Source organism: Solimonas fluminis (assembly GCF_002930645.1).
GTDB lineage: Bacteria > Pseudomonadota > Gammaproteobacteria > Nevskiales > Nevskiaceae > Solimonas_A > Solimonas_A fluminis.
Map to the genome: position 1 here is coordinate 323,630 of NZ_PSNW01000001.1, position 26,541 is coordinate 350,170.

Below are 26,541 nucleotides of genomic sequence, written 5' to 3' on the forward strand. Positions count from 1 at the left end.
AGGGGCACATCATACCGGCGGAAACGAAAGAGCGGGCCCGCAGGGGCCCGCTCTTTCGGGGGACATCAGTCTTACTTCAGGTGAACCGCGGCAACCCGCCCGGTGTTGTTCATCACGTAGAGCAGGTCGTCGCCGGTGACCAGCGCGGCGCGGATCGGGTCGCTGCCCTCGCGCGAGCGGCCGACGATCTTGCCGTCCTTCGGGTCCAGCCAGTGCAGGTAGCCCTCGAAGTCGCCCACCACGATCCAGTCCTTGAAGCTGACCGGCGGCGACAGGCGGCGGTTGAGCAGGCCTTCCTGCTTCCAGGCGGCAGCGCCGGTGCGGGCGTCCAGCGCCCAGACCACGCCGGACTCGTCGGTGACGATGATGAAGTCGCCGGCCTCGGCGAAGCCGGTGTAGCTCTTGATCGAGCGGCGCCAGAGCACCTGGCCGGTGTCGCCGTCCAGGCAGGCCACTTCACCACCGAAGCTGGCGGCGAACAGGTCCTTGCCGTTGTCCAGCAGGCTGGCATCGACGTCGGTCAGGCGCTCGAGCTCGGTGCGTCCGCTGGGAACCGCCACGACCTGCTCCCACTCGGGGGTGCCGTCGGACAGCTTCAGCGCGGCCAGGCGGCCATTGTCGAAGCCGACGTACACGCGGTTGCCGGCCAGCAGCGGGGTCGACATGCCGCGCAGGGTCAGGTTGGGCACCGTACGGTCCTGCAGCCAGACGCGGTCGCCGCGGGTGGCGGTCAGGCCGTAGACGCGGCCGTCGCCGCTGCGCGCCACCACGACGTCGCCGTTGCCCACCGGGGCCGACATGACCTCGCTGGACACGCTGCGGCGCCACTTTTCCTTGCCGTCGGCACGGGACAGGGCGATCACCTCGGCATCGAGCGTGCCGACCAGCACCAGGTCGCCGGAGACGCCGGGGCCGGAGATCACGCGGCTCTGCGTGCTCGCTTCCCACAGGCGCTTGCCGGTCTTGGGCTCGAAGGCGTAGACGCGGCCGGCCGTATCGGCGGCGAACAGGGCGTCGGCCTCCAGGGCCAGGCGCAGGCCGCCGAACTCGCCGTTGCTGCCCTTGCCGGCGGAGTGGCTCCAGACCGTCTGCGGCTTGACCGCCGGGGCTTCGATGCTGGCGAGCTTGGCCGGCTCGCGCACCTTGCCCTTGCTGGAGCAGGCCGCGGCGCCGACCGCCAGCAGCAGGACCAGCAGGACGCGGCTCGTCCTCATGACTGCACCGCCAGGTCGTCCAGCTTGCGCTGGAGCAGCTCGGTGGCGCCCGGCTTGTCGGCCTGGGCCTTCAGCGCCTTGTCGTAGGCCTGGCGGGCCGCGTCGCGGTCGCCCTGGGCCAGCTTGATGTCGCCGCGCAGTTCGTCGAACAGGTGGCCGTACTCGCCGGCTTCGCCGTCGAGCTGCTTGAGGGCATCCTCGGGCTTGCCCTGCGCCCAGAGCACGCGGGCCTGGCGCAGGCGCGACAGCCGCTGCATGCCGGCATCCTTGCTGTTGGCCGACACCCACTGCAGGTGCTTGAGTGCATCGTCAAGCTTGCCGTCCTCGACGGCCTTGGCCGCCAGCAGCAGGGCGGCGTCGGTGGCATAGGGCGAAGCCGCGAAGTCCTTCAGCAGCTTGTCGCCGGCAACCTGGGCGTCCTCGCCCTTGCCGGCCTCGACCGCCTTCTTCATGTCCTCGTAGATCTGGGAAGCCTGCTCGGACTGGCCGGTGCGGTAGCTCTTCCACTGCTCCCAGCCGACAATGCCGGCCAGGCCGATGCCCAGGCCGACCGCCAGCGCCAGCCAGTTCTCCTTCCACCAGCGCTTGAGGTTCTCGACTTGTTCTTCGTCGTCGTAATGGGTCGTCACGTGGGTTTCTCGCTGAGTTCCAGCAGACCCGCCAGATGGGCCGGGAGTTCCGGCCAAGCCAGGGTCTGCTGCTGGGATTCGTTGCCGCGCAGGGATTTTACTTGAATGCGCTTTTCCGCCGCCTCCTGGTCGCCCAGGATCAGGGCCAGGCGGGCGCCGCTCTTGTCGGCCCGCTTGAGCTGGGCCTGCAGCTTGCCGCCGCCGGCATGCAGCACCATGCGCAGCTCCGGCAGGCGGTCACGCAGCGATTCGGCCAGCTTGCGCGCTTCGCGCTGGGCGGTTTCGCCCAGCCAGCAGAAGTAGACCTGGGGGGCACCGTCCGGCAGCGCCGCCGCTTGCGCATTGAGCAGCAGGATCAGGCGCTCGACGCCGCTGGCCCAGCCCACGGCCGGGGTCGGCGAACCGCCGAGCTGCTGCACCAGGCCGTCGTAGCGGCCGCCGGCGCAGACCGTGCCCTGGGAGCCCAGCTGGGTGGTGGTCCACTCGAACACGCCGCGGCTGTAGTAGTCCAGCCCGCGCACCAGGCGCGGATTGACGGTATAGGCGATGCCGAGGTCGTCCAGGCCCTGGCGCAGGCCGTCGAAGTGGGCCCGCGACTCGTCGTCTAGGAAATCGAGGATGCTCGGGGCCTCGGCCAGCAGGGCCTGGGTCTGCGCCGACTTGGAGTCGAGCACGCGCAGCGGGTTGCTGTGCAGGCGGCGCTGCGAGTCGGCATCCAGCGACGGCAGGTGCTTCTCGAGGTGGGCGACCAGGGCGGCGCGGTAGTTCTGGCGTGTTTCGCCGCTGCCCAGCGAGTTCAGCTCCAGCGTCAGGTCCCTCAGGCCCAGCTGCCGGAACAGGCGCGCCGACAGGGCGATCAGCTCCACGTCGATGTCGGGCCCGGCCATGCCGTAGGCCTCGACGCCCAGCTGGTGGAACTGGCGGTAGCGCCCGGCCTGCGGACGCTCGTGGCGGAACATGGGGCCGGCGTACCACAGGCGCTGCTGCTGGTTGTGCAGCAGGCCGTGCTCCAGGCCGGCACGCACGCAGGCGGCGGTGCCCTCGGGGCGCAGCGCCAGCATGTCGCCTTCGCGGTCCTGGAAGGCGAACATCTCCTTCTCGACGATGTCGGTGACCTCGCCGATGGAGCGCTTGAACAGCGCCAGCTGCTCGATGATCGGCAGCCGGATCTCGCCATAGCCGTAGCCGTTGAGGATCCCGGCGGCGACGGCATGCAGGTGCTGCCACTGCGCGGTGGCGGGGGGCAGCACGTCATTGAATCCGCGAACGGACTGGAACAGGTTGGCCATGTGTCTTCAGCCGCTCTTGGCGGCCTTGCGGGCAGCGAGCTTCTCGCGCACCAGTTTCTCGAGCACGTCGACCAGTTCGTCGTTGTGCGCCTTGTGCTGGATCTTGCCGTCGACGTAGATCGAGTTGGGCCGGCCGCCGGCGACGCCGATGGCGGCTTCCCTCGCCTCGCCCGGCCCGTTGACCACGCAGCCGATCACGGCCAGGTCCAGCGGCTCGTCGATCTCGTCGAAGCGGCGCTCCAGCTCGGCCACCGCCTTGATGACGTCGAAGTTCTGCCGGGAGCAGGACGGGCAGGCCACCAGGTTGATGCCGCGGTTGCGCAGGTGCAGGGACTTGAGCATGTCCCAGCCCACCTTCACTTCCTCGATCGGGTCGGCCGCCAGCGACACGCGGATGGTGTCGCCGATGCCGTCGGCCAGCAGCATGCCCAGGCCGATGGCGGACTTGACCGCGCCGGCGCGCAGGCCGCCGGCCTCGGTGATGCCCAGGTGCAGCGGCTGCTCGATCATCTTCGCCAGCTTGCGGTAGGCCTCCACCGTCATGAAGACTTCGGAAGCCTTCAGCGACACCTTGAAGTCGTCGAAGCTGTGCTTCCGCAGGATCTCGATGTGGCGCATGGCCGACTCCACCAGGGCATCGGAGTTGGGCTCGCCGTACTTCTCCTGCAGGTCCGCTTCCAGCGACCCGGCGTTGACGCCGATGCGGATCGGGATGCCATGGTGGCGCGCGCAGGCCACTACCTCGGCCACCTTGCGGTCGCCGCCGATGTTGCCCGGGTTGATGCGCAGGCAGTCGGCGCCGGCCTCGGCCGCCGCGATGCCGCACTTGTAGTTGAAGTGGATGTCGGCCACCAGCGGCACGTAACCCACCTGCTTCTTGATCTGGCGGAAGGCCTCGGCAGCCTTCAGCGTGGGCACCGACACGCGCACGATGTCGGCGCCCGCCTTCACCGCCGACTGGATCTGCGCCACCGTGGCGGCGACGTCCTCGGTGTCGGTGTTGGTCATGGTCTGCACCGCGACCGGCGCATCGCCGCCCACGGTGACGCGGCCGACGCGGATCGGCCGCGACTTGCGCCGCTGGATCTGGTGATGGCTCTTCATCGCCATGAGCGCGAAACCCCGTCCTTGCTCAGCGTGCCGGCAGCGTGAAGCGCGCGGTCTTGTTGTCGCGCTGGAACGCCTGGGTATCGAAAGGCTTGCCGCCGAACTCGACCTTCACCGCCGGGGCATTGCCCAGGAACACGTTCAGCGGCAGCGCGCCATTGAGCACATGGGACTCATTGGGCTGCGCCAGGCCGTTGAACAGGGTCTTGCCGCTGGCATCGTCCACGCGCACCCAGGAGGTGGCGGTGAAGCTCAGCACGGCCGAGCCGGCCGAGGCCGCGGGAGCCGCGGCGGGTGCCGCCACGGAGGCCGCGGCCGGAGCCGTGCCGCCAGGCGTCGCCGCGGCTGCGGCGGTGGCACCTTCCACCGGGGCCGCGGCGGGAGCCGACAGGGTCGCGTCGGGCGCGGCGGTGGCCGGAACTTCCGCGGGCGTGGCGGGCGGCACGGCGATCTCGGTGGCGGGGACCGTCGCCTGCGGCTCGCCGGTGACTGCAATGGAGGCCTGGCCGGCATCCACCGACTGCGGCGCCGGCTGGCCGCTGCCACGCGCAAACCAGACCACGGCGCAGACCAGCACCGCCACCACGGCGCCGGCGATGGCCAGCGTTACCGGCAGGCGGCTGGCGGAGCCGAGGTCGGCGCCGGAAGCCAGCCTCAGCTTGGCCGGCGGCAGCGGCTGCTTCGGCGCCACGCGCGCCTGGTAGGCGTCGAGCAGAGCCTTCTCCGGGATATCGAGCACCTTGGCGCACTTGCGGTAGTAGCCGCGTACGTAGACCGGCTCCAGCAGTGCGTTGAAGTCATCGCGCTCGAGCGACTCGATGGTGTGATACGACAGCTTGGTGACGCCGGCCAGCTCGTCGAGCGACAGATGCATGCGCTCGCGCCCCTGGCGGATCATGGCGCCGGGGCTGGCCTCCGTGGCCGTTGCGGGCAGCTCGCCCGTCGTCTGGGTTTCGTTTTCAGCGTTCATCGGTCTGGTAGGTCTTCAGCATCATGGCGGCCTCCTCGGAATCGGGAAACTCGCGCTTCAATCGGATCTGGTACTTGCGGGCGGCATCCCAGTCGCCCAGCGCGCCCTCGGCCTGCGCCGCCTGCCACAACACCTGCGGAGAAGCCGGGGCGCCGCTTTGTTCGTAGCGCTGCACGAAGGCACGCGCACGCAGGTAGTCCTGCTTCTGCACGCACAGGGCGATCATCTGCGACAGGGCGTCGGGGAAGCCCGGGTTGATGCGCAGCGCCTCGCGCAGGTAGCCCTCGGCCTTGTCCGGGTCCTGCGTGCGGAAGCAGACGCCGGCATTGGTCCAGGCCACCTCGGGGGTGGTATAGCGCCGGTCGCGCACGGCCTGCAGGAAATACTCCACGCCTTCGGCGTTCTTGCCGCGGCCGCAGAGGAAGGCACCGAAGTTGTTGCGCACCTGGGAATCGTCGGGATTCAAGGACAGCGAGCGGCGGTAGTTGCGCTCGGCCGGCGCCGCCTCGCCCCGCTGCTGGTAGACGAAGGCCAGCGCCGCGTAGGTCAGGGCGTTGGAGGAATCCTGCTCCAGGGCGCGCTGCAGCTTTTCCTCGGCCAGCTGCAGCTGGCCGTTGCGCGCGTAGTCGATGCCCAGCTGCGTGTTGATGCGTGCCGCTTCCTGCTTGTTGCCCTTGGGGCCGCCGGAGGCACAGGCGGCCAGGAGGAGGGCGCAGAAGGCTGCGGCGAGCAAGCGCATCAGCCGAACCTCACGAGGATGTCGCGCGGGCCGTTCTTCTGCTCCGGCTGCACGCGGCCCACGAGCTGCCCGCAGGGGCTCGGCCCGCCCGCGCAGGGGCCCCGCGCAGCGGGGATGCAAGGGTCAGCGCGTCCGGGCCTGGCCTGCGGATTCATGTGAACCTCACGGGAATGTCGCGCAGACGGTTCTTCTGCTTCGACTGCACGCGGCCCACGAGCTGTCCGCAGGCCGCGTCGATGTCGTCGCCGCGGGTCTTGCGCGTGGTGGTGATGATGCGCTTGGCCCGCAGGATTTCGCCGAAGGCGCGGATGGTCTCCGGCTTCGAGCGCTGGTAGTCCGCCCCCGGAAAGGGGTTGAAGGGAATCAGGTTGACCTTGGCCGGCATGTTGCCCAGCAGCTTGGCCAGGTCGCGCGCCAGCGCGGGGGAATCGTTGACGCCGTCGAGCATGACGTACTCGTAGACGATGTGCGTCTTGCGGTCCTTGCCCTCGACGTAGCGGCGGCAGGCCGCCATCAGCTCTTCGATGTTGTACTTGCGGTTGATCGGCACCAGCTGGTTGCGCAGCGCGTCGTTGGGCGCGTGCAGCGACACGGCCAGGGCGGTGTCCACGTCGTCGCGCAGGCGGTCCATGAACGGCACCAGGCCGGAGGTGGAGACCGTGACCCTGCGCTTGGACATGCCGAAGCCGAAATCGTCCAGCAGGATGCGGATCGCGGGCAGCACCGCGCCGTAGTTGGCCAGCGGCTCGCCCATGCCCATGAAGACGATGTTGGAGATGACGCGTTCGTTCTGGAAATCGCCGCCCAGGGTACGGGCCGCAAACCAGACCTGGGCGATGATCTCCGCCGTGGTCATGTTGCGGTTGAGGCCCTGCTGCGCCGTGGAGCAGAACGAGCAGTCCATGGCGCAGCCGACCTGCGAGCTGATGCACAGCGTCGCGCGGCCTTCCTCGGGGATGTAGACCGTCTCGATGGCATTGCCGCCGTCGAGGCGCAGCACCCACTTGCGCGTGCCGTCCTGGGACACCTGCTCGGTGACCAGCTCCGGCGTGCGGATCTCGAAGCGCTCCGACAGCTTGCCGCGCATCTCCTTGGAGATGTTGCTCATGCCCTCGAAGTCGCCCTGCCCGCGCCGGTAGATCCAGTGCATGATCTGGTCGGCGCGGAAGGGCTTCTCGCCGGCCTCCGCGAAGCGCGCGCGCAACTCCGTCCGGTCGAGGCCGAACAGGTTGACGGGAGCGTTCGCGGAGGTGGCGGTCATGGGCTTAGCGCGTACGCGGGCAGAGTTCGGTGGTGCGGAAGAAGTAGGCGATCTCGCGCTTGGCGCTCTCGAGACTGTCCGAACCGTGGACGGCGTTCTCGTCGATCGAGCTGGCGAAGTCGGCGCGGATGGTGCCCGGCGCGGCCTTCTTCGGGTCGGTGGCGCCCATGATGTCGCGGTGGGCCAGCACGGCGTTCTCGCCTTCCAGCACGGACACGACGATCGGGCCGCTGGTCATGAAGCTGACGAGGTCCTTGAAGAAACCGCGCGCGCTGTGCTCGGCATAGAAGCCCTCAGCCTCGCCCGGGGTCAGGTGCTTCATGCGGGCGGCGACGATCTTCAGGCCGGCCTTCTCGAAGCGGGAATAGATCTCGCCGATGTGGTTCTTGCCGACGGCGTCCGGCTTGATGATGGAAAGGGTGCGTTCGACAGCCACGGGTGAAACTCCTTGAAAAGGCGGGAGGAAGCGGGCACAGGCCGGCCGATTGCGATCCGGCCGGGCCATAAGCCCTCATAAAACAAGGAATTGTAAAGCTTATTGCCGCAGTGCGGCAATTGCACGGCAGGGGTTATTTATACCCGCCTCTCAGACGGTGAAGCTTTCGCCGCAGCCGCACTCGCCCTTGACGTTGGGATTGAGGAACTTGAAGGCCTCGTTCAGCCCCTGCTTCTGGAAGTCCAGGGTCAGGCCAGCCAGTACCGGGAGGTGCTCGGGATTGATCACCAGCTTGGCGCCATGCTGCTCGAAGACCTCTTCGCCTGGCTTTACTTCATCCGCATAATCAAGGACATAGGCATATCCGGAGCAGCCGGACTTGCGCACGCCGAGGCGCAGGCCAAGGCCCTTGCCGCGGCTGGCCAGCTGGGTTTCGATGCGCCGGGCGGCGCTGGGGGTCAGTTGAATCGTCATGCCAAGCTCATCTGTCGTTCCAGGGCCAGGACGGCGTCCTCACCCAGCAAGGCACATTGGGCCTTGTCGTCGCCGATTTCAAGCGCAGTCCTCAGATCGGCCGCCGACAGGTGAAGTTCCCCCGGCCTGCGGCCCTCCAGCCAGCCGGCCAGCCACTCCCCGACGGCCAGGGTGACCGGGCAGCCATAGGCCTGGAAGGCCGCGCGGACGATCCGGCCGCCCTGGAGCTGTGCCTGCAGGCGCAGCCGCAGCGCGCCGGCCGGGCTGCCGGCGGTGGCCGCCACGGCTCCCTCGCCCAGGTCGGCGGCGTGGACCGGGTGGCTGAAGGCCGCCCAGACCGCTGCCGGGTAGCCATGGGCGTTGACGGGGGGGGTAACGGGCACGGCAGAACCGGCTCCCGCGATCCCGCGGAGGGCCCCCACGGCCTCGATGACGCGCGCCGCGGCCCGATCGACCTCGGCCGCCGTCGTGCCGCGGCCCAGGGAGAAGCGCAGCGAAGCCCCGGCCAGTTCGTCGTCGCGGCCCAGGGCGCGGAGCACATAGGACGGTTCGCGCGTGGCGGAGGAGCAGGCGGAGCCGCTGGACACCGCCAGGTCTCCCAGGCTGGCGCGCAGGCTCTCGCCCTCCACGCCCTCGAAGGACAGGTTGAGGATGCCGGGTACGCGATCCTGCGGGTGACCGTTGAGGTGCAGGCCCGGCAGGACCTGCTGCAAGCGCTGCTGCAGGTGGTCGCGCAGCGCCGCGAGGCGAGCGCCCTCCTCCGCCAGCCGCTCGCCGGCGACACGGCAGGCCTCGCCGAAACCGGCAATCTGGTGCGTGGGCAGCGTGCCGGAGCGCATGCCCTGCTCGTGGCCGCCGCCATGCAGTTGCGGACTCAGCCGGGCGCGCGGACGCTTGCGCACGAACAGCGCGCCGATGCCCTGCGGGCCGTAGAGCTTGTGCGCCGACAGCGACAGCAGGTCGATGGGCGCGCGCGACAGGTCGATCGGCAGCTTGCCGGCGGCCTGGACGGCATCGACATGGAACAGGATGCCGCGCTCGCGCAGGCGCGGCGCCAGCGCCTCCACCGGGTTGATCGTCCCGGTTTCGTTGTTCACCCACATCAGCGAGACCAAGGCCGTGTCCGGGGCCAGCGCCGCCAGCACCTGCTCGACCATGATCAGGCCCTGGGCATCGGGCTTGAGCCAGCTGACGCGCAGGCCCTGGCTCTCCATCTGGCGCACGCTGTCGACCACCGACTTGTGCTCGGTGCGGGCGGTCACCAGATGCGCGCCGCGCAGGCCGCGGAATTCCAGGGCGCCCTTGATCGCGAGGTTGTTGGATTCGGTGGCGCCGGAAGTCCAGACGATCTCCTCGGGCTGCGCCCCCAGCAGCGCCGCCACCTGGCCGCGAGCGCGCTCGACGGCGGCACGGGCGGCATGGCCCCAGGCATGGTCGGAGGCGGGATTGCCGACCTCCCCCTGCAGCCAGGGCAGCATGGCCTGCAACGCCGCGGGGTCCAGCGGCGTGGTCGCGGCATGGTCCAGGTAGATCATGGCGCCGCGAAGCTGCCGAGGGCCTGCAGGAACTGGTCGACCTCGGCGGCGGTGTTGTCCTTGCCCAGGCTGACGCGGATCGCACCCTTGGCGGTGTCCCGGTCCAGGCCCATGCCGATCAGGACATGGCTGGGTTCGCCCAGGCCGCTGGCGCAGGCGGAGCCGCTGGAAACCGCGAAGCCCTTGCGGTCCAGCTGCATCAGCAGGGCTTCGCCATCGTAGCCGGCGAGCGCGAACTGCAGGGTGTTGGGCAGGCGCTCCGCGCCGGCACCGAAGATGCGGATGCCGGGCAAGGCGCTCAGGCCCCGCTCCAGGCGCCGGCGCAGCTCGAGGGCCCGGGCGGCGCGCTCGTCCAGCTCCTGCAGCGCCAGTTCGGCGGCGACGCCGAAGCCGACGATGCTGGCGACGTTCTCGGTGCCGCCGCGCAGGCCGCGCTCCTGGGCGCCGCCGTGATGCAGCGGCGTCAGCTCGACATGGCTCTTCACCGCCAGCGCGCCGATGCCCTTGGGGCCGTAGATCTTGTGGCTGGACAGGCTCATCAGGTCGGCCTGGAGGACCTCGAAATCCACCGGGATCTTGCCGGCGGCCTGCACCGCGTCCACATGCAGCCAGGCACCGGCGGCATGGACCAGGGCCGCCGCCCGGCCCACGTCCTGGATCACGCCGGTCTCGTTGTTGGCGCGCATCAGGGCCACCAGGCGTACCGGCCCGGCGGCGAGCTGCCGCTCGAAGGCCGGCCAGTCGACCAGCCCTTGCGCGTCCACCGCCACCGGCTCCACCTGCCAGCCGCGCTCCTTCAGGGACTCGGCCGCCTCCATCACCGCCGGATGCTCGGTGACGCCGTAGAGCAGGCGCGTGGGCGCGGCGCGATCGGTGCTGCCCTTGAGCGCCAGGTTGTTGGACTCGGTGCCGCCCGAGGTCCAGAGGATCTCACCGGGCTGGGCATTGATCAGCCGCGCCACCTGGGCGCGGGCCTGCTCCACCGCGTCGCGCGCGGCGCGTCCGTAGCGGTGCAGCGAGGAGGCGTTGCCGTAGGGGCCCGAGAGATAGGGCAGCATGGCCTCGAGCACGCGCGGATCGACGCGGGTGGTGGCGTTGTGGTCGAGGTAGCTGGGCATGCGCGCTCTAGAACCCGGGCTGCTGGTGCCAGCGCCAGGCGTCCGCGACGATCTCGTGGATGCCGGTATGGCGCGGGCGCCAGCCCAGCACATCGTGCGCCTTGCGGCTGCTGGCGACCAGCACGGCGGGATCGCCGGCGCGGCGCGGCCCCACGGGAATGTCCAGCGACCGGCCGATCACCTGCTCCGCCGCCCGGATCACCTCGAACACCGTGTAGCCGCTGCCGTTGCCGAGGTTGAAGCTGTGGAAGCCGGTGTGCTGCCCGGTGAATTCCAGGGCGTGCAGGTGGGCGTCGGCCAGGTCGCAGACGTGGACGTAGTCGCGCACGCAGGAACCGTCGCGCGTGGGGTAGTCCGCGCCGAAGATCTGCACGTCGAGGGCCTCGCCCGCCGCCTTGCGCAGCAGGCGCGGGATCAGGTGCGTCTCGGGCTCGTGGCTCTCGCCGATGCGCCCGCCGGGGTCCGCGCCCGCGGCATTGAAGTAGCGCAGGGCGACGGCGCGCAGGCCGTAGGCCGCCGCGGCGTCCTGCAGCATGTACTCGACCGCCAGCTTGGTCTTGCCGTAGGGATTGATCGGCCGGCAGGGATGCCCTTCATCGATCAGCTCGCTCTTGGGCTCGCCGAAGATGGCGGCGGTGGAAGAGAAGATGAAGCGGTCCACGCCTGCGGCGCGCATGCTTTCCAGCAGGCCCAGGGTGGCCACGACATTGTTGCGGTAATAGTCGTAGGGCTGCGCCACCGACTGTCCCACCAGGGAGCTGGCGGCGAAGTGCATCACCACCTCGATCCGGCGGCGGCGCAGCAACTCCGCCACCAGGGGGGCATCGTCCATGGCGCCCTGGACGAACTCGCCCCACTGCGCCGCGGCCCGATGGCCGGTCACGAGATTGTCGAGCACGGTCACCGCGTGACCGGCTTCCTGCAGGCGCATGCACATGTGCGAGCCGATATAGCCGGCACCGCCTACCACGAGAACGTTCGTCATCTACCCTCTTGTTCCTGGAATGCTCATCTAGGCGAAGGTCCGCCTGGCTATTCCATGAAGCCGGCCGGACCGCGGACGCCGTCCCTGGCGAAATGAAACTTTCATCCGGCCCGCGCCCGGACGCGCCGCAGCGGCCTTCAAGCGCGCGGCGGCGGCTCCGGGCGCCGGTCATCGCGAGGGTCCAGCGGACTCTCGCCTTTCAGGACCGGCCCGTCCCCGCAGAAACCCGGCAGGTCGAGCCTGGACAGTTCCGCCTCCGGCATGCGGGCGTCGAGCTGGTGCAGCACCTTGCAGAGCTGCACCACCCGCTCGTCCAGTTCCTGGATATGGCCGAGCATGCGCGAGATCGCCCCGGCCACCGGGTCCGGCATGTCCCTGGACAGGCCATAGGCATCGAAACCCAGGGTCTGGGCAATGGCCTTCACCTGGTCCGAGGGCTCGGCTTGCTCCTGCACTATCCGCGCCGGAATGCCGACCGCGGTAGCGCCCGGAGGAACCTCCTTCACCACCACGGCGTTGGAGCCGATGCGCGCCCCCTCGCCCACCGTGAACGGCCCCAGCACCTTGGCACCGCCGCCGACGACGACCTTGTCGCCCAGCGTGGGGTGGCGCTTGCCCTGGTTCCAGCTGGTGCCCCCCAGGGTGACGCCCTGGTACAGCGTGACGTCGTCGCCGATCTCGGCGGTCTCGCCGATGACCACGCCCATGCCATGGTCGATGAACAGGCGGCGGCCGATCCTGGCCCCGGGGTGGATCTCGATGCCGGTCATCCAGCGCGACCAATGGGCGATCCAGCGGGCCAGCCAGCGCCAGCCGCGGATCCACAGGGCATGGGCGACGCGGTGCATCCAGACCGCGTGCAGGCCCGGGTAGCAGGTGAGCACTTCCCAGGTGGTGCGCGCGGCAGGGTCGCGCTGGAACACGCTGGCAATGTCTTCACGGATGCGGGCGAACATGACGGTCTCGGGGTCGCAATGAGGCGCGGATTCTAGACCGTTCCGCTATTCCTCGCCGGCCTCGTCCGCGGGCGCCAGGGGGATGCGCCGCCCCTTGGGGCGCTCGAAGGAGGTCAGGATGCCGCGCAGGATGTTGAGTTCGTTGCGGTCCGGCATGGCCCGGCCGTAGAACTGGCGCAGGCGCCGCATCAGGTGCCGGGGATTGGCCGGATCGAGGAAGCCGGTGGACAGCAGGATGCGCTGCAGGTGCTCGTAGTAGCGCTCCAGGTCATCGGCCGAGGGGGGCTCGTACCAGGGATGGCCCTCCTTGCCGGAGACCTTCGGCACCTCCGGGAAAGCGGCCTTGCGCAACTCATAGGCCATGATCTGGACGGCCTGCGACAGGTTCAGCGAGGTATAGCCGGGGTTGGCCGGAATCAGGGCCCGCGCATGGCAGCGGTCCAGCTCCTCGTTGGTCAGGCCGGTCCGCTCGCAGCCGAAGACCAGGGCCACCGGGGCGCTGGTCGACAGGCCCAGGGCCCGCTCGGCGGTGGCCCAGGGGGTCAGCGGCTCGTCACCCAGGTGCCGTACCCGGGCCGACAGGCCCACGACCCAGCCGCAGCCCACCAGGGCCTCGTCGAGGCTGGCGGTGACCCGGGCACGTTCCAGCACCTCCAGGGCGCCCGCCGCGGTGGCACGGGCCTGGGGGTGCGGGTAGCGCTCCGGGTTGACCAGCACCAGCTCGGTCAGGCCCATGGTCAGCATGGCCCGGGCCACCGAGCCGATGTTGCCCGGATGCTGGGTGGAGACCAGGACGACGCGGAGATTTGCCAGGGGGCTCGGGGGGGCTTCGGGGACGGAGGCGGAGTCAGTTTGGGCGGACATGCGTGATATTCTATCGTCCTCTTCTTCGCTCCTTTCCATTCCTTCCGGTCCCGCCATGCATCCGCTGGTCAATATCGCCGTTTCCGCCGCCCGGGCGGGCGGCAACTTCATCATGCGCCACTTCGAGCGCTCCGATCAGCTCGTGATCGAGCGCAAGAGCCGCAACGATTTCGTCACCCAGGTGGACCGCGGCGCCGAGCAGGAAATCCTGGCGATCATCCGCAAGGCCTACCCCCAGCACGCCGTCCTGGCCGAGGAAAGCGGCGCCCAGGGCGAGAACGAGGTCACCTGGATCATCGACCCGCTGGACGGCACCACCAACTTCCTGCACCGCATCCCGCATTTCGCGGTCTCCATCGGCATCCAGGTCCGCGGCCGGCTGGAACACGGCGTGATCTATGCCCCCTGCACCCAGGATCTGTACGTCGCCAGTCGCGGCGCCGGCGCGCTCCTGAACAACCGGCGTATCCGCATCAGCCAGTGCAAGGATCTGGAGCAAGCCCTGGTCGGGACGGGCGTCCCCCTGCGCGAGGAAAACCTCGACCCCTACCTCCCCCAGCTGCGCAATATCGCCGCGAAGACCTCCGGCGTACGCCGCGCAGGCTCCGCCGCGCTGGATCTCGCCTACGTCGCTGCCGGGCGCCTGGACGCGTTCTGGGAGATCGGGCTGAAGCCCTGGGACGTCGCCGCGGGACTCGTGCTGGTCCAGGAAGCGGGGGGCATCAGCCGGGAACTGTTCGACGAAAAGCTGGACCCGATGAGCACCGGCAATGTCTTCGTCAGCACCCCCAAGCTCTTCGATTCGATTCATGGGCTGCTTGTCTAGCAGCCCGGTTACCTTCCCATAGCAGCCGCCTGCTGCAGCGAGGCCCCATGGACGTCTCTGTCACTTCCTCCGTCATCGTCGGAAACGATCGCCCCTTCACGCTGTTCGGCGGGCTGAATGTTCTCGAGGATCTGGATTCCACGCTGGCCGCTTGCGAGCATTTCGTCGGGGTCACCCGCAAGCTCAATATCCCTTTCGTCTTCAAGGCCTCCTTCGACAAGGCCAATCGATCCTCGCTCCACTCCTACCGCGGGGTGGGCCTGGAGGAAGGGCTTCGGATTTTCTCGGCCGTCAAGGAACGCTTTGGCGTGCCGGTGATCTCGGATATCCATGAAGTGGATCAGGTGAAGCCCGCCGCACAGGTACTGGATGTGCTCCAGATTCCGGCCTTCCTGGCTCGACAGACCGACCTGGTGACGGCGATCGCCAAGACCGGCAAGCCCATCAACGTCAAGAAGCCGCAATTCATGAGCCCCAGCCAGGTCAAGCACATCGCCGAGAAATGCAGGGAGGCGGGGAACTCCCAGGTCATCCTCTGCGAACGAGGCAGCTGCTTCGGCTACGACAACCTGGTGGTGGACATGCTCGGCTTCAGGGTCATGCGCGAGTCCAGCGGGAATGTCCCGGTGATCTTCGATGTCACCCACAGCCTGCAGTATCGCGAAGCAGGAGGCGCGGCCTCCGGCGGACGCCGGAAGCAGCTTCTGGAACTGTCGCGCGCGGGCATCGCGCTTGGCATTGCGGGCATCTTCCTGGAAGCGCACGAAGACCCTGACCGTGCCCGCTGTGACGGCCCCAGCGCGTTGCCGCTGAACCTGCTGGAGGGCTATCTCACGCAGATCAAGGTGATTGACGATCTGATCAAGAGCCTGCCTCCGCTCGACATCCAGTAACCTGCCCCGCCGCCTTTCCAATATCCGCTCCGCGGGTCCAGCCATGTTCGACAAGATTCTCGTCGTCTGCACCGGAAACATCTGCCGCAGCCCCATGGGGGAAGCCCTGCTGCGTGCAGGCCTCAAACGCCCCGGCCAGCTGGTGCTTTCCGCTGGCATTGGAGCCCTGGTCGGGCACCAGGCAGACGCCACGGCGCGCGAAGTGATGATCGAGAAGGGAGTCGACATCAGCGAGCATCGAGCCCAGCAGGCCACCCTGCCGCTGCTGTCTTCCATGGACCTGATCCTGGCCATGGATCAAAGCCATATCGACTGGATCAGCCGTCAGTACCCGCAACTGCGCGGGCGGGTCCACAAGTATCTCAAGTGGAGCCAGAACGCAGATGTTGCCGATCCTTACCGCCTGCCCAAGGCGGCATTCGAGAAGGCCTATGCGGACATCGAGCGGGGCACCGCCGACTGGCTCAAGCGGCTTTGAGATTTGCAGCGTTCAACCCGGAAAGCCCCATGCCCAGCACGACCCTTGACCCCATGAGAGCGGTGTATCCCAGCCTGGCCGGGCGCCGGATCTTCATTTCCGGCGGGGCGACCGGCATCGGCGAGGCCATGGTCGAGGCGTTTGCGCAGCAGGGCTGCCAGGTCGCGTTCATCGATATCGCCGCAGAAGCCAGTGCGCTGCTGGCGGATCGCGTAGCCAAGCAGGGCCATCTGAAGCCATGGTGGCGCCAGTGCGATGTCCGGTCCGTCGGGGATCTGCAGGCCGCGATCCACGAGGCGGCCCAGGAGCTCGGCGACTTTCACGTGCTGGTCAACAACGTCGCGAGCGACGACCGGCACCAGCTCCTGGATGTTTCACCGGACTACTGGGATGAACGCATGGCCATCAACCAGCGTCCGGCATTCTTCTCGATACAGGCCGTAGTCCCGGGCATGAAGCGCATGGGCGGCGGCTCGATCATCAACCTGGGCTCCACCGGCTGGCAGAACAAGGCCGGCGGATATCCCGGCTACGCGGTCGCCAAGTCTTCGGTGAATGGCCTGACCCGAGGGCTGGCCAAGGAACTGGGGGGGCTGGGAATCCGCATCAACACGGTGTCGCCCGGCTGGGTCATGACCGTGCGGCAGATGAAGCTCTGGCTGACTCCCGAGGGGGAGCAGGAAATCGCGAGGAATCAGTGCCTCGCCGAACGCCTGCAGCCGCAGGACATCGCGGCCATGGCGCTCTTCCTGGCCTCGGATGACGCCCGGATGTGCACGGCGCAGGAATTCGTGGTCGATGGGGGTTGGACCTGATCCACCTGCCCTTACACGCCCATCTGACAAAATTTCCCGACGGAGTGAGCGCCTAGCAGAATCAAAGTGATTACCAGGCGGGGATTAGAGGCCTGTCGCGACCATGCGCAGTAGTCCGGAAAACCCTCGACCAGCCCTGCACCTGTTGCACCAACCAAATATTAGGGTGCAGTCCATCAGACTCTTTGACTGCCCCCACTCACAATGCTGTCAAGGGAGCACGCCAACTCTCGGCATCGGGCGCAACAAAACGGAATCCAATGCGGATGGTTGCTCGGCAAGCACAGATCCACGCATGTGAGCGCCATCCGAATAGAGTGATCTGCCATTCCGCGTAGCCGAGCAAACATCTCCCACACAGAAATTTCGGCCCAAATGTATAACATGAACCATCGGAGCCGCCAAACTCTGAATAGCGGCATCAATCGGCATGGAATTAGCAGTCACGCTAGAAAAATCAAACTCTATGTCATTCATCCTCTCACCTCGAAAGATCGCCTTCCGTATTCGGGATGAAGCATCAAATGCCGGATAGGGTGACGTAGTCGAGAGATAGACCTCGATTCCCGCAGCCTCAAGCCCGCGGATATCACGCTCCAAACTAAGCGTAGCCCGCCGAAATCCTTCAGACGTACCTAGTAACCACTGCGCATCCCCGTCGCGATATACAGTGTTTGTCTTGTGCTTGCCGAAATAAGCAGTCCACATAGACACAATAATAACTTTCTTGATTCCTCCTTTTGACTTGATGTAATCAAGCGCACTCCTGTGAAAGTCGGCGCAATTGAAGCCTGCTTCCCGACGCTCAACGTTTGAAATAGGAGGGCACCCACCGTACGTTAGGAAGATGATCCCGCCCGATGCCCCTGACGTCCGCAAAAGATGCTGAGCTCTGGAATACCACATCTCGGCGAAAGAATCCCCGAATATCACGGTGTCTGCGTGCAGGGCGTCGTCACCCAGCAAGCAAGGACGCAAATTGCCGCGAGGAAATCCGCCGCATTCCTGAATCGGATACCCACGGTCTTCCCCTGCCGAAGACGCATCGACAAACAGGAACTCCTCGCTCTCTGTAAGCTTGGGCAAGTTATTACTAAAAACCATTAATGAAATGACCACCGCCGTTGCGGATACAGCCATGAGAGATAGAGCACGCCTCGACATACCTTCTCCGCGGAAGTAAATCCGCGAGGGGTTCTCGATGAATATGTAGGAGAGCCACCCTAGCATGACACTTAACCCCAGCCCTGCAGTCTTCCACTCCCATCCTTCGAGATTGTGGTAGTGAAGCGCAACGGCCACGGGCCAATGCCACAGGTATAGCGAGTAAGAGATGTTCCCAAAAAATTGAAACAGCGGATGAGAAAGAAGCGAGCGCTCGGCTGCGGCAAAGAGAATCAGCGCGGTCGCCGCACAAGGAAGTAGCGCATGCGCCGTAGGCCAAGGAGTCAATGGGTCAAACAGAACCAGCGTGATAGCTACAAACGCCAATCCCGTCGTTTCAAGCAATCTACGCCATCCCACTGAAAAATGGCGGCGAGCATCATGCGTAGCTGCCAAAAGCCCCCCAGCGATCATTTCGTAAGCGCGGCTGGGCAATGAGTAAAAGCCTAGCGCGGCTACTCTCGGAGAGCCTTCATATACGCCACAGATGACTGCTGCCAGTAGTGAAAGTAAGAAGCCGACACCAAGAAAAGCAATTCTAGGCAGCCCTGGGCGCATCAATCGTCGCAGGAGTACCAGCACCAGCGGGTAGAGTATGTAGAACTGCCACTCGACTGAAAGAGACCACGTGTGAAGAAACCATTTGAGACCCGAAGCGGAGTCGAAGTAACCAGCTTCGGCAGCGTAGTCAAGATTGGAATAAAACAATAGAGAAGAAAGGCCGTGAGCAGCAAGGCCTCTAAATGCAACGGGCTCCACAAAAAAATAACCAAACGCAAAAACAGCCAAGACAACAAAAAGCAATGCAGGATACAACCGGATCACTCGAGCCCACAGGAAAGCTTTAATCGTGAAATCGCCCCGGTCTAATGCCGAGAAGATTATTCTCGACATCAAAAAGCCAGAAATCACAAAGAAAATGTCAACCCCGACAAAACCTGCCGAGAAAAAATCTGCTCCGAAGTGAAACAAAAGCACGGAGAGCACGGCGACGGCTCTGACTCCGTTGATATCCTTTCTAAAATCCATTGCTTTCCCTGACGCCACGATCGGCAAGAGCCACCACGCCCCCGTTTCCAACTACGACGCCCATGAACGACCTTGGGCAATCATGCACATGACTCACATGGCAGTATTAAGCCTCTGCTGCAAGGTTCAGGCCCGCCGCGCTTCTCAATATCCTGATGCGCGGCCGTTGAACACCTCGACGTGCGCAGTGGTCACGGCGTCCCAGCTGAAGAGCGCCTCCGCACGGGCGCGTGCCTTGCCGGCATTGCTCCGGAGCCGGTCCGGACTGCCCAGCGCATACTCCAGCTTGGCCTGGCAGTCCGGAATGCTGCCCTTGGCAAACAGGACGGCGTGTTCGCCAACGACGAACTGGTTTTCCTTGATATCGCTGCAGATCACCGGCGTGCCGAGGCCCATGTTCTCCAGGATCACCGGCGACAAGCCCTCGACGTCCGATGGCTGGATATAGGCGTAGGCGTTGCGCATCAAGGCATGCGTCTTGTTGCCATACAGGAATCCCGCGAACACGACCCTGGGATCCTGGGTGCCTTTGATCTGCGCCTCGAAAGGACTGGGATTGGGCGAGCCGCCCACAAGTACCAGCTTCTTGTCCGTCTGCACCTTTTCGAAGGCAGGTACCAGGTACTGCAGGCCCTTGTCCGGAATGAAGCGCCCCACGAACAGGAAATACTCGCCCGCCTTCAGCCCGAATTCGGCCAGCACCTGCGCATCGTCGCCGGCACCACCCCCCACTTCGCTGCCGAAGGGGATGAACTCGAACTGCTTGCGGAACCGCCTCTCGAATTCCTGCTTGATGAAGACGTTGTCGAAAATGACCTGGGACGGACCATGTGCCGTCAGGTAGGACGACAGATACAGGTACAGCTTGCCGTACCAGGGCCACTTGTCGCGCTTCCAGTCCACGCCGTCCTGGCTGATGAAAACCTTCTTCCCGAACAGCCTCAGCACCAGGCCGAAGATGCTGTTTCCACCGTTCTGGATATGGACGACGTCAGCCGTGTCGTTCCGGACGATATCCACCGTCGCCTTGAAGGAATGCAACAGCGTGTCGAATCCCTTGCGGCTGATGGTCTTGAAATGCTTCAACCGGACCCCGCCGAATTCGGAGGCCAGGGGCTCCTCTCCGGGATACAGGCGGTTGTATCCCGTGACCTGATGCCCCTGGGCAACCAGCCTGGGCAGCAATTCGCTGGCGAACTTGTCCGCCCCTGCGCAGCCGGGTCGCATGGGGATGGACCGGAATCCGAATGCAGCAATCCGCATGGCTGCCCGGCCGTTACAGGTAGGAAGAGTACGCAGCGTTCACGTAGTCCTTCAGGGCCACGCGCCAATCGCGCATGAGGTTGACGCCGCGCAGTGCCAGCTTGCGGTTGATGAGACGCTCCGAATCCGGACGCGGCGCAAAGTAGGTGTCCTTGAAGAAGTCGGACGAGACCTCGTTGACCTTGATGCTGGACGACAGGCCCAGCACGGAAACCAGTTCCTTGGCCACTTCCACGCGGCCCGTGGTGCCCTCGCAGACCATGTTGTACAGGCCCCAGTACTCCTTCTCGACCAGCGCCTTGACGTTGGCGGCAAAGTCCATGGTGTAGGTCGGCGTGCCAAGCTTGTCCGAAACGATGTTGAGCTCCTTCGCGCCGCCCTTGAGCTGCTTCATGAGCTTGGAGATGAATTTCTTGTCCTTGGCGGGACCGCCGCCCATCATCCAGCCGGCGCGGCAGATCAGATGCCGGCGGGCATTGCTGCTCACATACAGTTCACCCATGTACTTGGAGCGGGCATAGTGACCCAGGGGATTGGGCAGGTCCCAATCGTCGTAGGTGTCCTTGCGGCCGTCGTAGATGCCTGCGGTGCTGATGTACAGCAGGGGGATGTCGAGCTTGTTGGCGATCCAGACGGCGTTTTCCACCGCCGTGGTATTGGTCAGGTACGCGTCCTCGACATTGCGCTCGCAGTACTCCAGGTCGGTGTGGGCGCCCAGGTGGAAGAGGAAGTCCGGCTTGAACGCCTCGACGTCCTTGCGGTAGGCCTCGAGGTCACGGAAGTCGAGAAACGACAACCACTTGTCGTTCACGTCCTTGTCGGTGCACTTGAGCTCGTGGGACTCCTGGAACACCGCGTGGAACGCCTGTCCCAGCATGCCACCGCTACCTGCCATGTAAATCTTAGACATTTTCCGTATAACCATTCAAAAGTAAGGGTTTATGCCCGCAATGCTGAATAAAGCCCCAGCATGGCGTCCTGATACACCTTGGAAGAGAACCTATCCCGCACGAAGCGGCTGGCCAGGTTCCCCATGTCCCTCAAGGCCGGGGCCGGCAGGCCCTGGATATGGCGCATCCTTGCCGCCAGCTGCTCCGCGTCCCCCGATGCAAAAAGGAAGCCGGTTTCATCCGGCCGCACCAGTTCGGGGATTCCCCCGATGTCGGCGCCCAACACCGGCTTGCCCATCGCGAAGGCCTCCAGAACGCTCATGGGGGCGTTTTCGTACCACTCACTGGGGAGAACCACGCAGCGGCTGTCCGACACCAGTTCGCTCAACGCCGCCCCCCGGACCACGCCAAGGAACTCCGCTTGTGCCCCGGTGGCATCAGCCAATGCCCGCAACTCCGCCTCGGCAGGCCCGGCCCCGGCAATCCGTAGTTTAACCTGTGCCAGGGCTGCGGCCCTCAACAGGGTTGCCACCCCTTTTTCCGGAGAGAGCCGGCCAAAATAGAGAAAATACCCGCCGGGATCCGGCCGCGCAGTATATTGATCGGCCTCTATGAAGTTTGGGATATAGGTCAACTTCTCCGCCGGCCAGCCCCATTCCTGGAATTTGGCCAGGTAGAACCGGCTGGGAAGAATGACGCGAGCCAGATGGTCGCGATACAACCCAAACAGGCGGTGCACGCTGGATTCCAGGTAGATCAGGGCACTCAGCGCCAGCGAGCCCTTCATGCACCGATGCGCCACCACGTTATGCAGCCTGCCGCCCTTGCAGCGCTCGCAAACCGCGCCCCCGGTCAGCATGGTATAGGCCGGACACAGGAGCTTGAGATCGTGCGCAGTGAGGACGGAGGGAACGCCTTCTTCCGCCAGCAGTCCCAGGATCGACGGCGAAATGTGGTGGTAGATGTTGTGAACGTGGGCGAAATCCGGCCGCCGCGCCCGCAGTAGCTCCTTGAGCTTTGCGCGGGCTTCGAGCGAATAGATGATCTTGCCGGCGGCGGCCAGCTGATCCAGCTTCGAGCCGGACTTGCCGTACTCGATCTCGCTGACGAAATACGGGCTCCACTCCGAAGGCAGGTTCTCCTCATGGACCATGGAGAAGAATGCCGGCTCCCAGCCGGCTTCGGCCATCAGGGCCGCATGACGCAGGTAGACCGCGTCCGCCCCGCCCTTGGGGTAGTGATAGCTGTTGATGTTCAGCAGGGTTGGCATCGGCCGGTCCCGGTCAGGGGCTCCCTGCGGTGCCGTAGCTGCAATCGGGCGGATATCGATCCAGCACCTCCGCCCCGACGGTCGCCATCGTGAACGTACGCCATTCGGGGCCCAGCATCCTGAACCGCCCGATGGCAGCGTCGTTGTTGGTCTTGTGCTGATCCCACTTCGCCGTCTTGTTCAGCCAGTAGTCCGCCCCGGCGCTGAGCATCAGCGGCGGCGGAGAGGACCCGCCGGTCCCCTCCACCCAACGGGCCTGCATCGAGACATACAGCCCCTGGATGTTGGAAGGATCGATCTCCACCCGGCCGGCAGTGGGCCAGAAGTGCAGGTTGTAGCCATCGAGGAACTGCATCCTGGTCACGCCATCCGGCAACTGCGAGATGAGCGTATCCCTCGAACGATCGCCCTTGTAATCCTCGACATAGGCATGTCCCGTGACGCCACGACCCTTGTAGAGCACCTTCCACCGAGCACCCGCTCCCCGAGGAAGGACGCACGCCAGCACGCGACGGACCTCGACCTGGACCCCGGCGGGCACCTTGCTTCCGCGCACCTTGTAGATCTGGCCCCAGGGTATGAACGCGCGGAAATCGGCTGGCTGGTTGCCCATGCCCACGCGTCCGCTGCGCCCCCAGTTCCACTGTTCAGGCACACCGCTCGGCGACTGCTCGTGCGGCAGCCGCATATCCTCAAGCAACAGTTCCCGCAGGCCGTATGAACGAGCCGGATCCTGACCGGCAGGACTCAGGCCAGCCATTCCCAGCAGTACAGCCGTACAGGCCACGCGGAACATCTGCCCGAGCCTAGAGGATCGAGTTGATGAAGCTCGCATACTGCTCTCCGACCACTGTCCAACTAGTGCGTGTACGCTCTTCCACCATCCTGGCTGCGTAGACCGCCCGCAACTGAGGCTCATCAATCATCCGCCTGATCGCTCGTGACAGATTAGATGCGATATCCGGCCCAGCAGGAATGCCGAATGCGGTGCCCTGCCTGACAGCGTCGCCTAGATCACCTACATCAGTACAGACCACCGGCACTCCAAACTCGACTGCGAGCTTGAAAACACCGCTGGTCGAACCTTCTCGGTAAGGTAGGGCCACCAAATCTGCCGCACGGAATAAGGTCTCCACCTCATCCTGCGGCACTCGACCCAGCATTGCCTTCACTGAGGGAGCTAGCACTTCCTTTCGAAACTCGCGCGCAGCAATAGCGCCGAAATCAGGTGATCCCGCCACAATGAAAACAGCCTCAGCAGGCGAAAAAACTCGCGCAGCATGGACGAACTCCACGCAACCCTTTCTTTCATCCACATGGCCGAAGAAAAGAACCACAAAGATGTCCTCTGCGATCCCCAACTTGGCTCGAGCCTCGTCACGTCCGAGGCGCCCCTTGTTGAACAGACTGTAAGAGCCGTGGGGGATAATACTGATCTTGCCGTTGTAGCCTAGCTTGCGAACCGTATCCGCACTGACCTGGGAGTGCACCACCAAACCGTCGAACGCAGAAAAATAGCTGCGGACTGAAAGCCTGCTCCAGGGCTTTGGGTAGTGGGGCAAGGTGTCATGCACCGTCAACACCAGCTTGCCACCGCCCAACCTGAGGCACCGTACCGCCACGGACTCCAGCAAAGGGAATTTGAGCCAGGATTGGAAGACGAGAACCTCCGGGCGCCGCCAGAACAACTCCCGCAATAGGAAGGAGGGCAGCGACAGAGGATAATTGCGAGTCCGGCCAAAGAACTTATGGACTCCGCTTTCATTCCCCGGGAAATTCCGATTCGTGAGCAATGTGGATGAAAAACGGGTTGACAACTCCCGATGCAGGCTCAAGGCATAGTCGGTAAGCCCCGAGTTTCCCGTAAAGCAAATAATGTGCAGAACCCGCATTTTCATCGCAGAATACTTTAAATTATTTTAGGCCTTCAACTAAATGCCCATAGTGAAGCGTCTTAAGGGCTAAGATGTCGAACGCCAAGCAGGGCGACCCTGAGAAAATTTCAGAATTATCCAGCTGGCGCCTCACAGCAGTAGCTTATGCTCAAGAGACTTCGGCAGGGGAATGATGTAGATTTATCCTAAATTAGCAGAAAACCAACAGTGATTAATATTCTTTGCTATGCAGCTTTAATGCTGGCGGTCCTAATTCCAGGAATGGCATCCATTGGCGCTGGCCCGCTTTGGAACCTCATTTTTTTAGCCGTAGTTAGCATTCCGGTTTTGCAAGCCTGGGAGTTTCAACTCAATCGCAAACCATTAGTTCCTCAGAGGAAAGGGATGGTTGTCACTCTCGGAATTGTTTACTTGTTGCTGCTAGCAATTGCTCTCGTACGGGGGTACCTCAGTCAAGATAGCGTCATCGCGGCAATTAGCTATCGCTCCCTACTCTTTTCAGTCATGATCGGATTAGCTGCAGGCTCCTGGCATATTATCTCCACCAGAAGCACTCAACTTCCAGACCTCTTTACTGCAACGATTGGCGCATTGGTTGCTTATTGCGCTATCAATTTGCTTCTTTTCATGCTGGGATTTGCCAATGCCACCCAAGATGCCCGCGGCGTGCAGGAGCAGTCTGTCATCCTGTCGTACTTTGGCATTTCAATAAATCGCGTGCTATTCCCGATGGCATGGGGCGTGAACAACTATAGCGTTATAGCGGGAGCAGTTTTGTCAGCTGGGTTGATTTACTTCAACAAGGTGCGTCGACGAAATTGGCGTGCGTGGGTCTTCATTTTAGTACCGATCATATGCTGTCTTCTCTCCGATAGTCGCGCGGCGCTAGGCTTCGCGATAACAGCAGCTGCAGGCGTGTTGCTTACCCCACGACTTTCAACTTTCGGCCTTCTTGCCCTTTGGATGCTCTCGGCATCTCTGCTGCTGATGACCGACTCTCTCGAGTCTCTTACCGTTGCAGCTCGAGACGGTCAATCAACATTTACGAACAGGGAAATTATTTGGGCGGCAGGTATTGCTGAGATATCACGCTTCAATTCCGAACTAATCTTTGGATACGGCCAGTTCGGCCAATTCTTCTCTGGCATCTCACGCCTGTATGAGATGCTGTTCAAAGACTTTGGTGAACACCCGGAACTCATATCGGTCCACAATACCTACCTGCAAACCGTCCTCGATGTCGGTTACGTTGGTCTCGCCTCTCTCGTGCTCTTTCTATTCACAACAGTTCGCTCGCTCGGAGTAATGAGCAGGGCAGCGATAGATGATTGGCGCCCCCCTGCAGCACAAGCGATGCTGCTTTTTCTGGCTGCGAATGGATTGACCGAGGTCACACTCTCCATCTATCAACCTTGGATACTGCTTATCCTTCTTTCAATTATGTCTCTATTGCGGAGATCGGGTCGGGAGAGAGCTCAGGTACAGGTTGTTGCCCGGCATTTAACTTCCAGTCACTGACCCCAGCTTATTCGTGTGCTGCAATTTTAAGAGGGTGGAGAAGATTTCTCGCTTGATCCTGTACTTGGGCGATAGTGGAGACAAAAGCCAAAAGATCCCACGTCGCAACTGCACTTTCCGGCGTGGCCAAGCGAGCAAAGGGAACACTCCTCTATTCGACCGCTTGCTCCATTTCTTCTCAATTTCCGCCGAACTCACCAGCCCGGAGCGGGCAAGCCTGCGGATGTAAGCTTCATTTACGCGGCCAGACGGGATCACATGGAGCAGGCGCAGTGCGCCGGTTACCATCAGGGAATACCCCTGACTCAGCACGTACAGCGCAAGGTCAATGTCCTCCCCGGACGACAATGCGGCGCCTTTGCGCCCTTCAATGCGAATATCCCTGTCACAATCTTCCACATAGGATCGTGCAAGGGAGCGTCTCACGGCGAAGCCTGCACCGACCGGAAAGAAATCGGAATGCCGGAAATCGGCCGTCGTGACGCGCAGGGAACTGGGATAGCGACGAATCGCTATGAGGTTCTCATACTCGAGGAACCACTTTGGTGGCGGCGCTTCGTACTCCGGATAGATCGCCCCGCCGAGCAAACCCAGCTTTTCGTCCGCAAAGGATTCGATGACACGGTCGAGATATCCCGGGTCAAGGATGTTGTCGTCATCCACGAACAGGATCAATTCACCCTGAGCGTTGGCGATCGCCGCCTCGCGCGCCGCCGTAAGCCCTTGCCGAGGCTCCCGCAGGATCCGCAAGGGCAATCCGGCCAGCACGCCCAACTCCTGCACCGAAGGGCTGCTGTTGTTGTCGATCACCATGAATTCGACATCGTGACGCGAGGCCATTTGAGGCAGGATCGCGTCCACGACCCGTCGCAGCAGCACGGGCTTGGGATTGTAGGTACATAGCGCGATGGTGAGCTTCATCG

General features: G+C 64.3%; 26 protein-coding genes. 5 read left to right on the top strand and 21 right to left on the bottom strand.

Annotated features, from left to right (window positions below; genetic code table 11):
* Window positions 1-71: 71 nt before the first annotated feature.
* From bamB to C3942_RS01660, 14 genes are all read right to left on the bottom strand, one after another.
* The gene (gene bamB, locus C3942_RS01595; protein ID WP_104228580.1) at window positions 72-1,214 is read right to left on the bottom strand and encodes an outer membrane protein assembly factor BamB; all 1,143 of its coding nucleotides are present in this window, start codon (window positions 1,212-1,214) and stop codon (window positions 72-74) included.
* On the bottom strand, window positions 1,211-1,843 hold the full coding sequence (locus tag C3942_RS01600; RefSeq protein ID WP_104228581.1) for a YfgM family protein: 633 nt from the start codon (window positions 1,841-1,843) through the stop codon (window positions 1,211-1,213). Before C3942_RS01600 ends, bamB begins: the two co-directional genes overlap by 4 nt.
* Window positions 1,840-3,132: a histidine--tRNA ligase gene (gene hisS, locus C3942_RS01605; protein WP_104228582.1), complete on the bottom strand. Its 1,293-nt coding sequence runs from the start codon at window positions 3,130-3,132 to the stop codon at window positions 1,840-1,842. Before hisS ends, C3942_RS01600 begins: the two co-directional genes overlap by 4 nt.
* Before the next feature lie 6 nt (window positions 3,133-3,138).
* Window positions 3,139-4,236 (bottom strand): flavodoxin-dependent (E)-4-hydroxy-3-methylbut-2-enyl-diphosphate synthase, encoded by a 1,098-nt coding sequence (ispG, locus tag C3942_RS01610; protein WP_104228990.1) that lies wholly within the window; start codon window positions 4,234-4,236, stop codon window positions 3,139-3,141.
* Window positions 4,237-4,264: 28 nt separating this feature from the next.
* Window positions 4,265-5,209: a RodZ domain-containing protein gene (locus C3942_RS01615; RefSeq protein WP_104228583.1), complete on the bottom strand. Its 945-nt coding sequence runs from the start codon at window positions 5,207-5,209 to the stop codon at window positions 4,265-4,267.
* The gene (gene pilW, locus C3942_RS01620) at window positions 5,199-5,948 is read right to left on the bottom strand and encodes a type IV pilus biogenesis/stability protein PilW (protein WP_104228584.1); all 750 of its coding nucleotides are present in this window, start codon (window positions 5,946-5,948) and stop codon (window positions 5,199-5,201) included. Before pilW ends, C3942_RS01615 begins: the two co-directional genes overlap by 11 nt.
* 151 nt (window positions 5,949-6,099) lie before the next feature.
* Entirely contained in the window at window positions 6,100-7,209 is a 1,110-nt protein-coding gene (rlmN, locus tag C3942_RS01625) for a dual-specificity RNA methyltransferase RlmN (protein ID WP_104228585.1), read from the bottom strand.
* Between the two features lie 4 nt (window positions 7,210-7,213).
* Window positions 7,214-7,645, bottom strand: a complete 432-nt coding sequence (ndk, locus tag C3942_RS01630; protein ID WP_104228586.1) for a nucleoside-diphosphate kinase — start codon at window positions 7,643-7,645, stop codon at window positions 7,214-7,216.
* A 150-nt stretch (window positions 7,646-7,795) separates the two neighbouring features.
* Window positions 7,796-8,119 carry a HesB/IscA family protein gene (locus C3942_RS01635; protein ID WP_104228587.1) on the bottom strand — a complete coding sequence of 108 codons (324 nt, stop codon included), beginning with the start codon at window positions 8,117-8,119 and terminating at the stop codon, window positions 7,796-7,798.
* Window positions 8,116-9,654 (bottom strand): aminotransferase class V-fold PLP-dependent enzyme, encoded by a 1,539-nt coding sequence (locus C3942_RS01640; protein WP_104228588.1) that lies wholly within the window; start codon window positions 9,652-9,654, stop codon window positions 8,116-8,118. Before C3942_RS01640 ends, C3942_RS01635 begins: the two co-directional genes overlap by 4 nt.
* Window positions 9,651-10,772, bottom strand: coding sequence for a cysteine desulfurase family protein (locus C3942_RS01645; RefSeq protein WP_104228589.1), 1,122 nt, complete (start codon window positions 10,770-10,772; stop codon window positions 9,651-9,653). The genes C3942_RS01640 and C3942_RS01645 overlap by 4 nt, the downstream gene beginning before the upstream one ends.
* 7 nt (window positions 10,773-10,779) lie before the next feature.
* Entirely contained in the window at window positions 10,780-11,757 is a 978-nt protein-coding gene (gene galE, locus C3942_RS01650; RefSeq protein WP_104228590.1) for a UDP-glucose 4-epimerase GalE, read from the bottom strand.
* A 137-nt stretch (window positions 11,758-11,894) separates the two neighbouring features.
* A complete protein-coding gene (cysE, locus tag C3942_RS01655; protein ID WP_104228591.1) occupies window positions 11,895-12,713 on the bottom strand; it encodes a serine O-acetyltransferase in 819 nt (272 codons plus the stop codon).
* A gap of 45 nt (window positions 12,714-12,758) precedes the next feature.
* Window positions 12,759-13,577, bottom strand: a complete 819-nt coding sequence (locus tag C3942_RS01660; RefSeq protein WP_104228592.1) for an RNA methyltransferase — start codon at window positions 13,575-13,577, stop codon at window positions 12,759-12,761.
* 55 nt (window positions 13,578-13,632) lie between these two features.
* Between C3942_RS01660 and C3942_RS01665 the strand changes: the two genes are divergently transcribed.
* The 4 genes from C3942_RS01665 to C3942_RS01680 are packed head-to-tail and all read left to right on the top strand — an operon-like array spanning window position 13,633 to window position 16,589.
* Window positions 13,633-14,403, top strand: a complete 771-nt coding sequence (locus C3942_RS01665; RefSeq protein WP_104228593.1) for an inositol monophosphatase family protein — start codon at window positions 13,633-13,635, stop codon at window positions 14,401-14,403.
* 47 nt (window positions 14,404-14,450) lie between these two features.
* Complete coding sequence (gene kdsA / locus C3942_RS01670) at window positions 14,451-15,296, top strand: 3-deoxy-8-phosphooctulonate synthase (protein ID WP_104228594.1); 846 nt, start codon at window positions 14,451-14,453, stop codon at window positions 15,294-15,296.
* Between the two features lie 43 nt (window positions 15,297-15,339).
* Window positions 15,340-15,774: a low molecular weight protein-tyrosine-phosphatase gene (locus C3942_RS01675; RefSeq protein WP_104228595.1), complete on the top strand. Its 435-nt coding sequence runs from the start codon at window positions 15,340-15,342 to the stop codon at window positions 15,772-15,774.
* Window positions 15,775-15,803: 29 nt separating this feature from the next.
* Complete coding sequence (locus C3942_RS01680; RefSeq protein WP_104228596.1) at window positions 15,804-16,589, top strand: SDR family NAD(P)-dependent oxidoreductase; 786 nt, start codon at window positions 15,804-15,806, stop codon at window positions 16,587-16,589.
* A gap of 210 nt (window positions 16,590-16,799) precedes the next feature.
* Here the strand turns inward: C3942_RS01680 and C3942_RS01685 are convergent, their stop codons facing one another.
* The 6 genes from C3942_RS01685 to C3942_RS01710 form a co-directional block, all read right to left on the bottom strand.
* Window positions 16,800-18,782: an acyltransferase family protein gene (locus C3942_RS01685; RefSeq protein ID WP_104228597.1), complete on the bottom strand. Its 1,983-nt coding sequence runs from the start codon at window positions 18,780-18,782 to the stop codon at window positions 16,800-16,802.
* 144 nt (window positions 18,783-18,926) lie between these two features.
* Window positions 18,927-20,009 carry a glycosyltransferase family 4 protein gene (locus C3942_RS01690; RefSeq protein ID WP_165797273.1) on the bottom strand — a complete coding sequence of 361 codons (1,083 nt, stop codon included), beginning with the start codon at window positions 20,007-20,009 and terminating at the stop codon, window positions 18,927-18,929.
* Between the two features lie 49 nt (window positions 20,010-20,058).
* Complete coding sequence (locus tag C3942_RS01695; protein ID WP_104228599.1) at window positions 20,059-20,955, bottom strand: SDR family oxidoreductase; 897 nt, start codon at window positions 20,953-20,955, stop codon at window positions 20,059-20,061.
* 29 nt (window positions 20,956-20,984) lie between these two features.
* A complete protein-coding gene (locus C3942_RS01700; protein ID WP_104228600.1) occupies window positions 20,985-22,205 on the bottom strand; it encodes a glycosyltransferase in 1,221 nt (406 codons plus the stop codon).
* Between the two features lie 13 nt (window positions 22,206-22,218).
* Window positions 22,219-23,001 carry a hypothetical protein gene (locus C3942_RS01705; RefSeq protein WP_104228601.1) on the bottom strand — a complete coding sequence of 261 codons (783 nt, stop codon included), beginning with the start codon at window positions 22,999-23,001 and terminating at the stop codon, window positions 22,219-22,221.
* A gap of 10 nt (window positions 23,002-23,011) precedes the next feature.
* On the bottom strand, window positions 23,012-24,103 hold the full coding sequence (locus C3942_RS01710) for a glycosyltransferase family 4 protein (RefSeq protein ID WP_104228602.1): 1,092 nt from the start codon (window positions 24,101-24,103) through the stop codon (window positions 23,012-23,014).
* Between the two features lie 204 nt (window positions 24,104-24,307).
* Here C3942_RS01710 and C3942_RS21940 point away from each other — a divergent pair, with 204 nt between their 5' ends.
* Window positions 24,308-25,618, top strand: a complete 1,311-nt coding sequence (locus C3942_RS21940) for an O-antigen ligase family protein (RefSeq protein WP_133164211.1) — start codon at window positions 24,308-24,310, stop codon at window positions 25,616-25,618.
* On the opposite strand, the gene C3942_RS01715 is transcribed toward C3942_RS21940, so the two are convergent.
* The gene (locus C3942_RS01715) at window positions 25,601-26,539 is read right to left on the bottom strand and encodes a glycosyltransferase (RefSeq protein WP_104228603.1); all 939 of its coding nucleotides are present in this window, start codon (window positions 26,537-26,539) and stop codon (window positions 25,601-25,603) included. The two genes, C3942_RS21940 and C3942_RS01715, sit on opposite strands and share 18 nt — an antisense overlap.
* Window positions 26,540-26,541: the final 2 nt, after the last annotated feature.

Excerpts from the sequence above, each read along its gene's own strand:
- bamB (WP_104228580.1), bottom strand. The coding sequence starts at position 1,214 with ATGAGGACGAGCCGCGTCCTGCTGGTCCTGCTGCTGGCGGTCGGCGCC.
- hisS (WP_104228582.1), bottom strand. The coding sequence starts at position 3,132 with ATGGCCAACCTGTTCCAGTCCGTTCGCGGATTCAATGACGTGCTGCCC.
- ispG (WP_104228990.1), bottom strand. The coding sequence starts at position 4,236 with ATGAAGAGCCATCACCAGATCCAGCGGCGCAAGTCGCGGCCGATCCGC.
- C3942_RS01615 (WP_104228583.1), bottom strand. The coding sequence starts at position 5,209 with ATGAACGCTGAAAACGAAACCCAGACGACGGGCGAGCTGCCCGCAACG.
- pilW (WP_104228584.1), bottom strand. The coding sequence starts at position 5,948 with ATGCGCTTGCTCGCCGCAGCCTTCTGCGCCCTCCTCCTGGCCGCCTGT.
- rlmN (WP_104228585.1), bottom strand. The coding sequence starts at position 7,209 with ATGACCGCCACCTCCGCGAACGCTCCCGTCAACCTGTTCGGCCTCGAC.
- C3942_RS01635 (WP_104228587.1), bottom strand. The coding sequence starts at position 8,119 with ATGACGATTCAACTGACCCCCAGCGCCGCCCGGCGCATCGAAACCCAG.
- C3942_RS01640 (WP_104228588.1), bottom strand. The coding sequence starts at position 9,654 with ATGATCTACCTGGACCATGCCGCGACCACGCCGCTGGACCCCGCGGCG.
- C3942_RS01645 (WP_104228589.1), bottom strand. The coding sequence starts at position 10,772 with ATGCCCAGCTACCTCGACCACAACGCCACCACCCGCGTCGATCCGCGC.
- galE (WP_104228590.1), bottom strand. The coding sequence starts at position 11,757 with ATGACGAACGTTCTCGTGGTAGGCGGTGCCGGCTATATCGGCTCGCAC.
- cysE (WP_104228591.1), bottom strand. The coding sequence starts at position 12,713 with ATGTTCGCCCGCATCCGTGAAGACATTGCCAGCGTGTTCCAGCGCGAC.
- C3942_RS01660 (WP_104228592.1), bottom strand. The coding sequence starts at position 13,577 with ATGTCCGCCCAAACTGACTCCGCCTCCGTCCCCGAAGCCCCCCCGAGC.
- C3942_RS01665 (WP_104228593.1), top strand. The coding sequence starts at position 13,633 with ATGCATCCGCTGGTCAATATCGCCGTTTCCGCCGCCCGGGCGGGCGGC.
- kdsA (WP_104228594.1), top strand. The coding sequence starts at position 14,451 with ATGGACGTCTCTGTCACTTCCTCCGTCATCGTCGGAAACGATCGCCCC.
- C3942_RS01675 (WP_104228595.1), top strand. The coding sequence starts at position 15,340 with ATGTTCGACAAGATTCTCGTCGTCTGCACCGGAAACATCTGCCGCAGC.
- C3942_RS01680 (WP_104228596.1), top strand. The coding sequence starts at position 15,804 with ATGCCCAGCACGACCCTTGACCCCATGAGAGCGGTGTATCCCAGCCTG.
- C3942_RS01685 (WP_104228597.1), bottom strand. The coding sequence starts at position 18,782 with ATGGATTTTAGAAAGGATATCAACGGAGTCAGAGCCGTCGCCGTGCTC.
- C3942_RS01690 (WP_165797273.1), bottom strand. The coding sequence starts at position 20,009 with ATGCGACCCGGCTGCGCAGGGGCGGACAAGTTCGCCAGCGAATTGCTG.
- C3942_RS01695 (WP_104228599.1), bottom strand. The coding sequence starts at position 20,955 with ATGTCTAAGATTTACATGGCAGGTAGCGGTGGCATGCTGGGACAGGCG.
- C3942_RS01700 (WP_104228600.1), bottom strand. The coding sequence starts at position 22,205 with ATGCCAACCCTGCTGAACATCAACAGCTATCACTACCCCAAGGGCGGG.
- C3942_RS01705 (WP_104228601.1), bottom strand. The coding sequence starts at position 23,001 with ATGTTCCGCGTGGCCTGTACGGCTGTACTGCTGGGAATGGCTGGCCTG.
- C3942_RS01710 (WP_104228602.1), bottom strand. The coding sequence starts at position 24,103 with ATGAAAATGCGGGTTCTGCACATTATTTGCTTTACGGGAAACTCGGGG.
- C3942_RS01715 (WP_104228603.1), bottom strand. The coding sequence starts at position 26,539 with ATGAAGCTCACCATCGCGCTATGTACCTACAATCCCAAGCCCGTGCTG.